The following is a 13,284-nucleotide window of genomic DNA, read 5'->3' as shown; positions in this document are numbered from 1 at the left end:
TGCGACCAACGCCGGCGTTGGCCGGCCTCTGCCAAGACCAGCCCATGCGCGATACCGTGTTTGTCTCTCCCGATCACATCCGCAGCCTGTTCGCCCAGGCGATGTCGGACATGTATCGCGCCGAGGTGCCGTTATACGGCGACCTGATGACGCTGGTGGCGCAGGTCAACGCGCAGACGTTGCAGGCCGATCCCGCGCTGGCGGCGAGACTGCAGCGCAACGACGAGCGGGCACGGCTGGATCTGGAGCGGCATGGCGCCATCCGGGTCGGCACGGCCGCAGAACTGGCCACCTTGCGTCGGCTGTTTGCGGTGATGGGGATGCACCCGGTGGGGTATTACGACCTGTCGGTGGCCGGCGTGCCGGTGCATTCCACCGCGTTCCGCCCGATCGACGATGCGGCGCTGTCGGCCAACCCGTTCCGCGTGTTCACCTCGCTGCTGCGCCTGGAGTTGATCGAGGATGCCGCGCTGCGCGCGCAGGCCGCGCAGATCCTGCAGCAACGGCAGATCTTTACCGCAGGTGCGCTGGAGCTGATCGACCACTGCGAACAGGTAGGCGGCCTGGACGCCGCACAGGCGCAGCAGTTCGTCGCCGAAGCGCTGGAGACCTTCCGCTGGCATGGCGATGCCACGGTGTCGCTGCCGACCTATCGCGCGCTGAGCGAGGCGCACAAGTTGATTGCCGATGTGGTGAGCTTCCATGGCCCGCACATCAACCATCTGACTCCGCGCACGCTGGATATCGATGCGGCGCAGGCGCAGATGCAGCGCGCCGGCATCGATGCGAAGGCGGTGATCGAAGGCCCGCCGCGTCGGCGCGTGCCGATCCTGCTGCGCCAGACCAGCTTCAAGGCACTGGAAGAGCCGGTGCGGTTTGTCGGCGATGGCGGGCAGCCCGAACACGGCACGCATACAGCGCGCTTTGGCGAGATCGAGCAACGCGGGCTTGCGCTGACGCCCAAGGGTCGTGCGCTGTACGACGCGCTGCTGGCGCAGGCGCGCGATGCCGACGGTGCCGGCAGCACGGGCAGCGATTACGCCACCCGCCTGCAGACCGCGTTTGTGGCCTTTCCCGATGACGAGGCGCTGCTGCGCCAGGAAGGGCTGGGCTATTTCCGCTACACACTGACCGAGGCAGGGCGTGCCGATCCGGCGCAGGTGGCCGCGATGCCGGCAGAAACCGCGATCGCGCTGGGGCTGGTGAGTGCCGACCCGATCATTTACGAAGACTTCCTGCCGGTCAGCGCGGCCGGCATCTTCCAGTCCAACCTGGGTGGGGCCGAGCAGCGCGCCTATGCCGCGCATTCGAGCAAGCGCAGTTTCGAACAGGCCCTGGGCGCCCAGGTGCACGACGAGTTCGCGTTATACGCGCAGCTGGAGCGCGCCTCGCTGCAGGCCTTGGTGGCCTGAACCCGCGTACGTCGCCGCGCGGTGCGGCGGCGACTGGTGTGCTGCCTCGCCTCAGTGCGCCGACGACGCAGCCGGGCGCCGTGCCGCCGTGCGCTCTGCCCGGCGTGCACGCGCACGTGCGCGACGCGCCTTCCAGCGTTCGCTCAGGCACGAGAAAATCACGTACAACGCCGGCGTGCTGAGCAGGGTCAGGCCCTGCGAGAACACCAGCCCGCCGATCATCGCGATGCCGAGCGGGCGGCGCAGCTCCGAGCCTTCGCCCAGGCCCACTGCCAGCGGCACCGCGGCCAGGATCGCCACCATGGTGGTCATCATGATGGGGCGGAAGCGCACGATCGAGGCTTCGCGTGCGGCCGCGCGTGCATCCATGCCGTGCACGCGCTGCGCCACCAGCGCAAAGTCGATCATCATGATGGCGTTCTTCTTGACGATGCCGATCAGCAGCACCAACGCGATCATCGAGATCACCGACAGCTCGGTGTTGCTCAGGAACAACGCCAGCAGCGCGCCGACGCCGGCGGCCGGCAACGTGGACAGGATGGTCACCGGGTGGATCAGGCTCTCGTAGAGCATGCCCAGCACGATGTAGACGGTGAGCACCGCGGCCAGCAGCAGCACGCCCATCGAATTGGGGCTCAGCTGCACATTGAAGCCGCCACCGTCGCTGATGCGGATGCCATCCGGCAGGCGTAGGCCTTCCACCGTGTTCTTGATGATCAGGTCCGCCTCGCCGGTGCTCACGCCCGGTGCGAGGTTGTAGCTCAGGTCCATCGTGGTGTACTGGTTGTCGTGGGTGATCTGCGGCGGCGCCAGCCCGGGCAGCTGGGTGGCGACCGCGGTGATCGGCACCATCTGACCGGCACGGTTGGGCACGAAGACCTGATCCAGCGCCTTGGGCGTGGCGGTCTGCGAGGGCAGTGCGTTGACCACCACGCTGTACTGGTTGAGATCGGAATAGATGGTGGAAATGGAGCGCTGGCCGAACGCGCCGTACAGCGCGCCGTCGATGGCGCCCACCGAGATGCCCAGGCGTGCTGCCCTGGCGCGGTCGATCACGATGTTCTGGCGCAGGCCCGAGGTGTCCACGTCGGTGCCTACATCGCGCAGACGCGGGTTTTTCTTCAGCGCGGCCTGCACCTTGGGCAGCCATTCCTGCAGCTGCGCCAGGTCGTTGCCCTGCAGCGACACCTTGTACTGCGCGCCCTGGCTGGTGCCGCCGCCACCGTCGCTGGGCAGGTCCTGGATCGCGCGCAGGCGCAGGTCCAGGTCCGGGTAACGGTCGGCCTTGGCGCTCAGGCGCGCGACCACCTGCGCGGTGGTATCGCGGCGGCCCTCGTCGCGCTTTTTCAGCTCGATATTGAACGATGCGCTGGAGCCCTGACGGCCGGAGCCCAGGCGCGCACCGACGGTCTTCACTGCCGGGTCGGCCATCAGCATGTCGGTGATGCGGCGCTGGCGGCTGACCATGTCGGCAAACGACACCGTGGCGCTGGAATTGGCGCGCCCCCAGATCAGGCCGGTGTCCTGCGGCGGGAACGACCCCTTCTTGACCGCGCCACCCAGGAAGATGGTGGCGGCGATCAGCAGCAGCGGCGTCAGCGACAGCAGCAAGGCGTGCCGCAGCGAGAAATCCAGTGCCACCGTGTACACCGCGAGCATGCGCGCGTGCATGCGGTCCAGCCAGGCGCCGAAACGGCCGGGGTTTTCCGGCTCGGTATGCGCGGACAGGAAGCGGCTGCACAGCGCCGGCGTCAAGGTCAGCGACACCAGCATCGACACCACGATTGCCGCCACCAGGGTCACGGTGAACTCGCGGAAGAACGCGCCGATCATGCCGCTGGCAAACAGCATCGGGATGAACACCGCCACCAGCGAGGCGGTGATCGAGACGATGGTGAAACCGATCTCGCGCGCACCGGCCAGTGCCGCGTCCAGGCGCGGCATGCCTTCATCGAGATGACGCATGATGTTTTCGATCACCACGATCGCATCGTCGACCACGAACCCAATGGCGATCACCAGCGCCAGCAGGCTGAGGTTGTTCAAGGTGAAGCCGAGCACGTACATCACCAGTGCCGAACCGGCCAGCGACAACGGCACGGTCACCGCGGCAATCAAGGTCGGCGCCAGCCGGCGTAGGAACAGCGCCATGGTCAGCACCACCATCGCCAGGCTGATCATCAGCGTGGCCTGCACCTCGTGCAACGACGCGCGAATGGTGGGCGTGCGGTCGAAGTAGGGCGTGAGCCGGGTGCCGGGTTGCAGGTAGTTGCGCAGCTCGGGAATCTGCGCTTTGACCTGGTCCACGGTTTCGACGATGTTGGCCCCGGCGCGGGTGAAGGCGTACATCACCACCGCCGGCTTGCCGTCGAACCAGGCCGCCTGGTACGCATCCTGCTGCCCGTCGTAGACGGTGGCCACATCGCCCAGCCGCACGATGCGTCCGTTGGACTGGGTGGAGATCGCCAGCTGCGCAAAGTCGGCTGCCTTGGCCACCGCATCGTTGGCGATGATGGCCATGGTGGTGTTGCCATCGGACAGGAATCCGGTGGGCGAGGTCACGTTGGCCGCGCGCACCGCGTTGCGCAGATCGTCCGGGGTCAGCCCCAGCGCGTTGAGCGCACGCAGGTCCACGTCCACGCGTACCGCAGGGGTGGAGGCGCCGGCGATGTCGACCGAGCTGATGCCGGTGATCTGGCGCAGCCGCTGCGCCAGCAACGAGTCGGCCACGTTGTACAGCTCATCGGCCGACTGCGTGTCCGAGGTGAGCGCAATGGCGATGACCGGGTCGTCGTTCGGATTGGCCTTGGAGTACATCGGCGTGCCAAGCCCGGACGGCAGATCCGATTGCGCCGCATTGATCGCGGTCTGCACGTCCTGCGCGGCCGAATCGATGTTGCGGTTGCTCTGGAACACCATGAACACCATGCTGCTGCTCTCCGAACTGGAGGAGCGCATGCGGTCGATGCCGGGCAACTGGCCCAGGTGGCGTTCCAGCGGCGCGGTGACGGTGGAGGCCATGGTGCTGGCATCGGCACCGGACTGGGTGGCGTGCACGAAGATCACCGGAATCTGGATGTTCGGCAACGCCGCCACGCCCAGCCGCAGGTAGCACATCAATCCGATCACGAACAAACCGATCGCCAGCAGCGAGGTGCCGATCGGGCGCTTGATGAAGGGCGCGGAGATGTTCATCGGGAAAATCCCGGGACCCGGGACCCGGGACCCGGGACCCGGGCAAGCAGAAGCAAATGCAAGGGCGCTTGTGCCTGCAACTGCATGCCCACGCTGCCCGCTCCGTCCCAGACCCGACGTGCTCGGCTTGCGTACTTGGCTTCACCACGGGACCCGGGACCCGGGACCCGGGCAAGCAGAAGCAAATGCGAGGGCGCTTGTGCCTGCAACTGCATGCCCACGCTGCCCGCTCCGTCCCAGACCCGACATGCTCGGCTTGCGTACTTGGCTTCACCACGGGTCCCGGGTCCCGGGGCCCGGGTCCCGCTCACGTGGCCCCCGGTCCCGACAGCGGCGCTCAGATTCATACCCGCCCCTCCACATGCCGATGCGCCGTCGCCGCACGGCGCGCACGCCACGCACGCAGCCGCTCGCCGGCGCGTTCCATGTACAGATAGATCACCGGGGTGGTGTACAGCGTCACCAGCTGCGAGAGCAGCAGGCCACCCACAATCGCGATGCCGAGCGGGCGGCGCAGTTCCGAGCCGATGCCCGTGCCCAGCGCCAGCGGCAGCGCGCCCAGCATGGCGGCGGCGGTGGTCATCATGATCGGGCGGAAGCGCAGCAGGCAGGCGCGCCGGATCGCATCGTGCGCGTTCGCCCCTTCGCGGCGTGCGTCGATGGCGAAGTCGATCATCATGATGGCGTTCTTCTTGACGATGCCGATCAGCAGCACGATGCCGACGATACCGTCCACCGACAGGCTCAGCCCGCACATCATCAACGCCAGCAACGCACCGACACCGGCCGGCGGCAGCGTGGAGATGATGGTGAGCGGGTGGATGTAGCTTTCGTACAGCACGCCCAGCACGATGTAGATCACCACGATCGACGCCAGCAGCAGCCACACGATGTCGGTCTGGCTGCCGGTGAATTCGGCCGCCTTGCCGACGAACTGCGCATGCACCTGGCTGGGGATCTCGAGATCTTCGCGTGCCTTCTCGATTGCCGCCACCGCCTGCGACAGCGAATGCCCCGGCGCCAGGTTGAACGAGATGGTCACCGCCGGCAGCTGCTGCTGATGGCTCACCACCAACGGCGTGTTGGTGACCTTGGCTTCGGCCAGCGCGGCCAGCGGAATGATGTTGCCGGCGCCGACCACGATGCCGGTGTTCTGCGCGCCCACGCCGGTGGCAGTGGACGAGTTGGACGAGGTCACCTGGCCGAAGCTGGTGGCATTGGTGCCGGTCAGTGCGCCGCTGCCATTGCTGGCCACCGCCAGCTGGTTCATCAACGCGGTGCTGCTGCGGAATTCCGGCGCCACTTCCAGCACCACCCGGTACTGATTGAGCTCGGTGAAGATGGTGGAGATCTGGCGCTGGCCGAACGCGTCGTACAAGGTATCGTCGATGGTCTGCATCGGCACGCCGAGCATGCTGGCCTTGTCGCGGTCGATGCTCAGTTCCAGTGCACGCCCCTGGTTGGCCAGGTTGTTGTCGACATCCGCCAGCTCGGGCAGCTTGCGCATCGCCTCGGTCATGCGCCCGGCCCAGGTGGCCAGTTCGTTACTGTCCACATCCGACATCGAATACTGGTATTCGGTGGCCGCCACGCGCGTGTCCAGGGTGACGTCCTGCACCGGCTTGAGGAACAGCGCCACGCCGGGGATGCCGGCCACCGCGTTCTGCAGGCGCGGCAGCACCTCATCCAGCCCATCGCGGTCGCCGCGTGTCTTCAGCACGATCGACAGCTGGCCCTGGTTGATGGTGGGGTTCATGGTGCCGGCACCGATGAAGGCGGCCACGCCGGTCACCGCCGGGTCCTTGCGCAGCGCCGCGGCCACCGCCTGGGTGCGCTGCTCCATCTGCGGAAACGCCACGTTCTGGTCGGCCTGCACCACGCCGGTGATCAGGCCGGTGTCCTGCTCGGGCAGCAAGCCCTTGGGAATGGCCACATACAGCACCACGGTCAGTGCCACCGCGCCGATCGCCACCGCCAGGGTCAGCGGCTGATGCGCCAGCACCCAGTCCAGGCTGCGCTCGTAGGTGCCGACGGTGCGCGTCCACAGGTTGGTCTTGCCGGCGGCTGCGGCGCGCTCGTGCGCGTCTTCGCCTTCGGGCAGCGCATCGGGCTTGAGCAGGTAGGCGCACATCATCGGCGTCAGCGTCAGCGACACCAGCATCGAGATCACCACTGCAATCGACAGCACCCACGCAAACTCGTGGAATAGCCGGCCGGTGACACCGGGCATCAGCAGCAGCGGCAGGAACACCGCCACCAGCGACACGGTCAGCGACAGCACGGTAAAGCCGATCTGCTTGGCACCGATCTCCGCCGCTTCCGGCCCGCTCTTGCCCTGCTCGATGTAGCGCACGATGTTTTCGATCATCACGATCGCATCGTCGACCACGAAACCGGTGGCCACCACCAGCGCCATCAAGGAGAGGTTATCCAGCGACATGCCCGCAAATGCCATCACCCCGAAGGTGCCGGCCAGTGACAACGGCACCGCCACCGACGGAATGATGGTGGCCCACAGCCGGCGCAGGAACACGAAGATCACCGCCACCACCAGCGCGATGGTCAGCACCAGGGTGAACTTCACCTCGTGCACCGAGGCGCGGATGGTTTCGGTGCGGTCGGAGAACACCTCCAGATGCACGTCGGCCGGCAGCACCGATTGCAACTGCGGCAGGATGCTGCGGATCTGCTCCACCGTCTGCACGATGTTGGCGCCGGGCTGGCGGCGGATTTCCAGCAGCACCGCCGGCTTGCCATCGGCCCAGGCGGCGAGTTGGTCGTTCTCCACCCCGTCGACCACCTTGGCCACATCGGCCAGCCGCACCGGGCGGCCGTTGGCGAAGCTGATGATGGTGTCGCGGTATTGCGCGGCGTCCACCAGCTGGTCGTTGGTGCCGATGCTGTAGGACTGGGTCTTGCCGTTGAGCGAGCCCTTGGGCGCGCTGACGTTGGTCTGGGTCAGCGCGCTGCGCAGCGACTCCATGGTCAGGCCCATGTTCGACAGCTGTGCCGGGTTGACCTGGATGCGTACCGCAGGGCGCACGTTGCCGGCGATCGACACCAGGCCCACGCCCGGCACCTGCGACAGGCGCTGGGCCAGGATCGCATCGGCATAGCGGTTGACCTCGCGCAGCGGCAGCGAATCGGAGGTGAGCTTGAGCGTGAGGATCGCCGCATCGGCCGGATTGACCCGGTTGTAGACCGGCTGGTACGGCAGCGACGAGGGCAGCGTGGCCTGGCGGATCGCGGCCTGCACGTCCTGCGAGGCGATGTCGATATCGCGGTCCATCGAGAACTGCAGGATGATCGTGGACAACCCCGCCGACGAGTCGGAGGTCATCATCTGCAAGCCGGAGATCTGCCCGAACTGGCGCTCCAGCGGGGTGGTCACCAGCGAGGCCATGGTGGTGGCGTTGGCGCCGGGGTACTGGGTGGTCACGACCAGGCTGGGCGCGTCGATTTCCGGCAACGCCGAGACCGGCAACTGCCGGTAGCCCAGGATGCCCAGCAGCAGGACGCCCGCCATCAACAACGAGGTGGCGATCGGGCGGCGGATGAAGATGGTCGAAAAGCCCACGGGGGGTGTCCTTGCTGAAGACGTCAATCGATGCCGGCGCACACGGCGCCGACGCGCACTGGCGACGGGGCAGGCCCGTCGCCAGCGGTCAGGCCGGCATCAACGCGGGCCGCCGCCGCGACGGCCACCGCCGCCGCCGCGCTCCTGCTTGTTCTGGGCGGCCTTGAGCTCGGCTTCGGTCGGCTCCGGCGGGGTTTCGCCCGGCTTGAGCGCACTGACCTTGCTGCCTGGCTTGAGCCGGAACTGGCCCTCGGTCACCACCCGCTCGCCGGGCTTGAGCCCCTTGGTGAGCTGCACATGGCTGTCGTCCACTTCCACGCCCTGCACCACGGTGCGCATCTGTGCGGTGTTGTCGTTGCCCACCACGTAGACGTAATCGCCATCCGGGCCGCGCTGCACTGCCTGGGTCGGGACCACGGTGCCGCCGGAGATGGTGCGCAGCTGCAACCGCACGTTGACGAACTGGCCCGGCCACAGCGCGTTGTCGGTGTTGTCGAAGATCGCGCGCGCACCGAAGGTGCCGCTGTCGGCAGCGATGCGGTTGTCGATCACATCCAGCTTGCCGTCGCCGCTGATCACATGCGCATCGCCACGGTCCAGCGCCGCCACGCCCAGCGGTGCCGCCGCCTGGCCGCTGCGCACGGCCTGCAGCTCGCGCTCGGGCAGGTTGAAGGACACGTAGATCGGGCGGATCTGGGTCAGCGTCACGATGGTGGAGCTGGTGCTGACGATATTGCCCACGTCCACGCCACGGATGCCGGCGATGCCGTCGATCGGCGCGGTGACGCGGGTGAACTGCAATTGCACCTGCGCCGAGCGCATCTGCGCATCGTTGGCGGCCACGGCGGCCTCGTACTGCGCCACCTGGTTGCGCTGGGTGTCCAGATCGGTGCGCGAGACGTATTGCTTGTAGGCCGGGTCGTTAGAGCGCTGGTAATTCACCCGCGAGGTCGCCAGCAACGCCTGGTTCTGGCGCTTGGCCGCCAGCGCCTGGTCGTAGCTGGCCTGCAGCGTGCGCGGGTCGATCTGCGCCAGCACCTCGCCCTTCTTCACTTCCTGGCCTTCCTTGAAATTCAGGCTCATCAGCTGGCCGCCCACCTGCGGGCTGACCGTGACCGTGTTGAGCGCGGTCACCGTGCCCAGCGCGCTGGCATACACCGGCACGTCCTGGGTGGTGGCGGCCACCACCGTCACCGGCACCGGGCCGCTGTTTTCGGTGCCGGTGCCGTCCGGCGCGCCTGCGCGCTTGCCCTGGTTGCCCCCACCCATCATCCGCATTGCGACGAACACCACGACAAGCACCGCGACAACCAGCAGTGTGATCTTCCAAAAACGCGACATGCGACAACTCCTGATGGCGGGCCGGGCGCGTGGTGCGACCGTGGGGCGGCTGTGCGCAGCATATCGTTGCGTTCCACCAATTGAGCGTTACTGAAGTAACGGCTCGGCCGGTGAAACGACCGCAACGGTCATGGAGGCACTGCAGCGGCAACGCGCCACGGCCGCGGCGGTTGACCGCCGGGCTGAATCGGGCCCCACTGCAGCCCATCGGGCGCGCACCTGCACTACATTAAGCAACCACCTTGAGAGGATTGCCGATGCGCCACTCCCGCCTGCTGACCAGCGCGCTGCTGCTCGCCCTGCCCACGCTCGCCGCCGCGCAGACTGCGCAACGGCCCGAAGTCCAGGCCGCCGCCGCCCCGCTGCAGGCCAAGGTGGTGCAATGGCGCCGCGACTTCCACCAGCACCCGGAGCTGTCCAACCGCGAGGAGCGCACCGCCGCCACCGTGGCCGCGCAGCTGCGCAAGCTGGGCCTCAAGCCGCGCACCGGCATTGCCCATCACGGCGTGGTGGCCATCATCAAGGGTGGCAAGCCCGGCCCGAAGATCGCCCTGCGCGCGGACATGGACGCGTTGCCGGTGAAAGAGCAGACCGGGCTGGCGTTTGCCTCCAAGGCCACCGCCGAGTACCGCGGCGAGCAGGTCGGGGTGATGCACGCCTGCGGCCACGATGCCCATACCGCCATCCTGCTCGGCGTGGCCGAGGCGCTGGTGGGCATGCGCGAGCAACTGCCCGGCGAAGTGATGCTGATCTTCCAGCCCTCCGAAGAAGGCGCGCCCGGCAACGAGGAAGGCGGCGCCTCGCTGATGCTCAAGGAAGGCCTGTTCGCCGACTTCAAGCCGCAGGCGGTGTTCGGCCTGCATGTGTTCTCCAGCGTGCAGGCCGGCAAGATCGCGGTGCGCAGCGGCCCGCTGATGGCGGCCTCGGACCGGTTTGCGATCAAGATGATCGGCCGCCAGACCCACGGCTCGGCGCCCTGGAACGGCATCGACCCGATCGTGGCCAGCGCCGACATGATCGGCGCCGCGCAGACGGTGATCAGCCGCCGCGCCAACCTGTCCAAGCAGCCGGCGGTGCTCAGCTTCGGCGCGATCAAGGGCGGCATCCGCTACAACATCATCCCCGACGATGTGGACATGGTCGGCACCATCCGCACCTTCGACGAGGGCATGCGCCAGCAGATCTTTGCCGATCTCAAGAACGTGGCCGAACACACCGCCGCTGCCCATGGCGCCAAGGTCGAAGCGCAGGTGCCGGACCAGCCCGGCAACCCGGCCACCGTCAACGACCCCGCACTGACCGCCAGGATGCTGCCCAGCCTGCAGGCCGTGGTGGGCGCCGATAATGTGTACGAGCCGCCGTTGCAGATGGGCGCGGAAGATTTCTCGTTCTATGCCCAGCAGGTGCCGTCGATGTTCTTCTTCGTCGGCTCCACCGCCAAGGGCATCGACCCGGCCACCGCGCCCAGCAACCATTCGCCGCAGTTCCTGCTGGATGAGTCCTCGCTGGATGTGGGCTTGCGTGCGCTGTTGCAGGTGTCGCTGGATTATCTGCAGCAGGGGTGAATCGGGAATGGGGAATCGGGTGCAGTTGCGCGATTCCCCACTCCGTTGGCGATCAAGTAGGGCGATGGGCTGCGTGAAGAGGTCAGCTGCTCCTTTCGTCGGCTCGGTGTTCCAGCGGCTGCCATACACCTCACGGCCAGCCCGTGCGGCCTAAAATGGCGGCATGAATACCCCAGAAGATTCCACCCTTGGTCGCGAGGTTGCCTACCCGAGCGGCTACGACCCGTCCTTGCTGTTTCCGATTCCGCGTGCGGCCGGGCGCGAGGCGATCGGGCTGACCGGCGCACTGCCGTTCATCGGCCGTGATCGCTGGCATGCCTATGAGTTGAGCTGGCTCGATGCGCAAGGCAAGCCGTGCGTGGCCACGGCCACCGTGCATGTGCCCTGCGAGTCGCCATCGCTGATCGAATCCAAGTCGCTCAAGCTGTATCTCAACTCGCTCAATGCCACCCGCTTCAATAGCGCCGAAGCGGTACGCACACGCATCGCCACCGACCTGTCCACGCGCGCAGGTGCCGATGTATCGGTGGAGTTCGGGCTGCCGCCGATCGATGCGGTGGGCGAGGGTGAGTCGATCGATACGCTGGATGTCAGCATCGACGACTACGGCCCGCCCAACGCCGATTATCTGCGTGCGCATGCAGGCGCTGCAGTGGACGAAGTGCTGACCTCCGCGCTGCTCAAATCCAATTGCCCGGTCACCGGCCAGCCGGATTGGGCCAGCGTCACGCTGCGCTATCGCGGCGCGCCAATCGATCGCGAAGGCTTGCTGCGGTATCTGGTGAGTTTCCGCGACCACGCCGAGTTTCATGAGCAGTGCGTGGAGCGCATCTTCAATGACGTGCTGATCCGTTGCGCACCCGAATGGCTGGTGGTGGAAGCGCGTTATACCCGTCGCGGTGGGTTGGACATCAACCCCCTGCGCAGCTCGCCCAGCGTGCCAACACCGCTGTCGATCTTCCGCGACCTGCGCCAGTAAGTCGTGCCTGCACAGGATCGCGCCGGCTTCACGGTGGCGCGATCCACGCTTAACAGCCGCTCGCGCACCCTGCAGCCATCGTGAGGCACAAGGGTTGCAGCAATGAGCGCCGATAAAAAAGCAGATTTTTCCAACGTCACCGCATCGGTCGACAGCACGGCCGAGGTAACGCCGGCAGCGGATTTTTCCAACGTGCGCACCAGCGTGCAAAGCACAGCGCAGCTGGTCGACGAGTCGGTCACCGTGCAGGCAGGCGACACGCTATCCAGCATCGCGAAACGTCACCTGGGTGATGGCGCATTGTGGCCGGGTATTTTCGAAGCCAACCGCGAAACGCTCAAGGACCCGGACAAGATCTTCCCGGGCCAGGTGCTGCACCTGCCACCGAAGGCTTAAGCAGCTGCCGCGTCATTCATGCATTCGATTTAGACAAGGCGAGTCATTCGCCGCCACCCATTCGCTCTTTGGAGAACGATCCATGCGTAGCAAAGCCGTTTCCAGCTCCCTCGTACTCGCCCTTGCCGGCGTCCTGGCCTTGTCGGGCTGCCGTAAAGAAGCCAACGACGATTCCAACGTGTCGAAGGATCCCACCTCCGGCGCTGCCACCGACGCCATGCCGGGCCCGGCCGCGACGCCGCCGGCCAGCGACCAGGCCGGGCAGAGCACCGCGACCGGCGCTGCAAGCACCGATACCGCAACGGGCACCGGCGCTGCCGTCACCGTCTCCAGCGTTGCGGTAGGAACCAAGGCAGCTGCCGACAAGACAGTGACACCATCTGCCAACATCGGCACCAAGGACACCATCATCGTCTCGGTCAAGACCAACGGCAGTGCGAGCAACGTGCCGGTATCGGCCAAGCTCACCTATCAGGATGGTCAGGTGGCGGGCGAACAGAACGCCACCTTGACCACGTCCGGGGCCGAGACCACCAATCTCAGCTTCAGCAAGCCCGATGGCTGGCCGGCCGGCACCTACACCGCGCAGGTGATGGTGGATGGCAAGCCTGCCGGCAATCCGCAGACCATCACCGTCAAGTAAGCGGCGCTGGTTGAGGCATCGGATGGTGTGCAGCGCTGTATCGCACACCTTCGTAGCAGACACCCAGTTCTGCAGGGCACCAGACAGGGCGCGGCCGCAAGGTCGCGCCTTTTCCATGCACGTCGCATTCGTTACAGCTGCATCCATCCCATTGGCCACGTGACGGGATGAAGCGT

8 protein-coding genes are annotated in these 13,284 nt (G+C 66.8%); 5 read left to right on the top strand and 3 right to left on the bottom strand.

Translation table 11 applies throughout. The features are described 5' to 3' along the window. Window positions 1-44: 44 nt before the first annotated feature. Window positions 45-1,412 carry a 2-oxoadipate dioxygenase/decarboxylase HglS gene (gene hglS, locus ACCQ12_RS18300; protein ID WP_372382420.1) on the top strand — a complete coding sequence of 456 codons (1,368 nt, stop codon included), beginning with the start codon at window positions 45-47 and terminating at the stop codon, window positions 1,410-1,412. Between the two features lie 51 nt (window positions 1,413-1,463). On the opposite strand, the gene ACCQ12_RS18295 is transcribed toward hglS, so the two are convergent. The 3 genes from ACCQ12_RS18295 to ACCQ12_RS18285 form a co-directional block, all read right to left on the bottom strand. Then, on the bottom strand, window positions 1,464-4,607 hold the full coding sequence (locus tag ACCQ12_RS18295) for an efflux RND transporter permease subunit (protein WP_372382419.1): 3,144 nt from the start codon (window positions 4,605-4,607) through the stop codon (window positions 1,464-1,466). 343 nt (window positions 4,608-4,950) lie between these two features. After that, the gene (locus ACCQ12_RS18290; protein ID WP_372382418.1) at window positions 4,951-8,184 is read right to left on the bottom strand and encodes an efflux RND transporter permease subunit; all 3,234 of its coding nucleotides are present in this window, start codon (window positions 8,182-8,184) and stop codon (window positions 4,951-4,953) included. A gap of 99 nt (window positions 8,185-8,283) precedes the next feature. Then, complete coding sequence (locus tag ACCQ12_RS18285) at window positions 8,284-9,525, bottom strand: efflux RND transporter periplasmic adaptor subunit (RefSeq protein ID WP_047694605.1); 1,242 nt, start codon at window positions 9,523-9,525, stop codon at window positions 8,284-8,286. Window positions 9,526-9,782: 257 nt separating this feature from the next. Here ACCQ12_RS18285 and ACCQ12_RS18280 point away from each other — a divergent pair, with 257 nt between their 5' ends. The 4 genes from ACCQ12_RS18280 (at window position 9,783) to ACCQ12_RS18265 (ending at window position 13,108) form a co-directional block, all read left to right on the top strand. After that, window positions 9,783-11,090 (top strand): M20 family metallopeptidase, encoded by a 1,308-nt coding sequence (locus ACCQ12_RS18280; protein WP_166744112.1) that lies wholly within the window; start codon window positions 9,783-9,785, stop codon window positions 11,088-11,090. Window positions 11,091-11,253: 163 nt separating this feature from the next. Beyond that, a complete protein-coding gene (gene queF / locus ACCQ12_RS18275) occupies window positions 11,254-12,069 on the top strand; it encodes an NADPH-dependent 7-cyano-7-deazaguanine reductase QueF (RefSeq protein ID WP_372382417.1) in 816 nt (271 codons plus the stop codon). A 102-nt stretch (window positions 12,070-12,171) separates the two neighbouring features. Continuing rightward, window positions 12,172-12,465 (top strand): LysM peptidoglycan-binding domain-containing protein, encoded by a 294-nt coding sequence (locus tag ACCQ12_RS18270; protein ID WP_372382416.1) that lies wholly within the window; start codon window positions 12,172-12,174, stop codon window positions 12,463-12,465. An 82-nt stretch (window positions 12,466-12,547) separates the two neighbouring features. Continuing rightward, on the top strand, window positions 12,548-13,108 hold the full coding sequence (locus tag ACCQ12_RS18265; RefSeq protein ID WP_372382415.1) for a RodZ family helix-turn-helix domain-containing protein: 561 nt from the start codon (window positions 12,548-12,550) through the stop codon (window positions 13,106-13,108). Window positions 13,109-13,284: the final 176 nt, after the last annotated feature.

The sequence above is a fragment of the Xanthomonas sp. NCPPB 1068 genome, assembly GCF_041479385.2.
GTDB classification, from domain to species: Bacteria; Pseudomonadota; Gammaproteobacteria; order Xanthomonadales; family Xanthomonadaceae; genus Xanthomonas; species Xanthomonas cannabis.
This window is presented reverse-complemented; position numbering and strand designations above follow the sequence as displayed.

Excerpts from the sequence above, each read along its gene's own strand:
- ACCQ12_RS18265 (WP_372382415.1), top strand. The coding sequence starts at position 12,548 with ATGCGTAGCAAAGCCGTTTCCAGCTCCCTCGTACTCGCCCTTGCCGGC.
- ACCQ12_RS18270 (WP_372382416.1), top strand. The coding sequence starts at position 12,172 with ATGAGCGCCGATAAAAAAGCAGATTTTTCCAACGTCACCGCATCGGTC.
- ACCQ12_RS18285 (WP_047694605.1), bottom strand. The coding sequence starts at position 9,525 with ATGTCGCGTTTTTGGAAGATCACACTGCTGGTTGTCGCGGTGCTTGTC.
- ACCQ12_RS18280 (WP_166744112.1), top strand. The coding sequence starts at position 9,783 with ATGCGCCACTCCCGCCTGCTGACCAGCGCGCTGCTGCTCGCCCTGCCC.
- hglS (WP_372382420.1), top strand. The coding sequence starts at position 45 with ATGCGCGATACCGTGTTTGTCTCTCCCGATCACATCCGCAGCCTGTTC.
- queF (WP_372382417.1), top strand. The coding sequence starts at position 11,254 with ATGAATACCCCAGAAGATTCCACCCTTGGTCGCGAGGTTGCCTACCCG.
- ACCQ12_RS18295 (WP_372382419.1), bottom strand. The coding sequence starts at position 4,607 with ATGAACATCTCCGCGCCCTTCATCAAGCGCCCGATCGGCACCTCGCTG.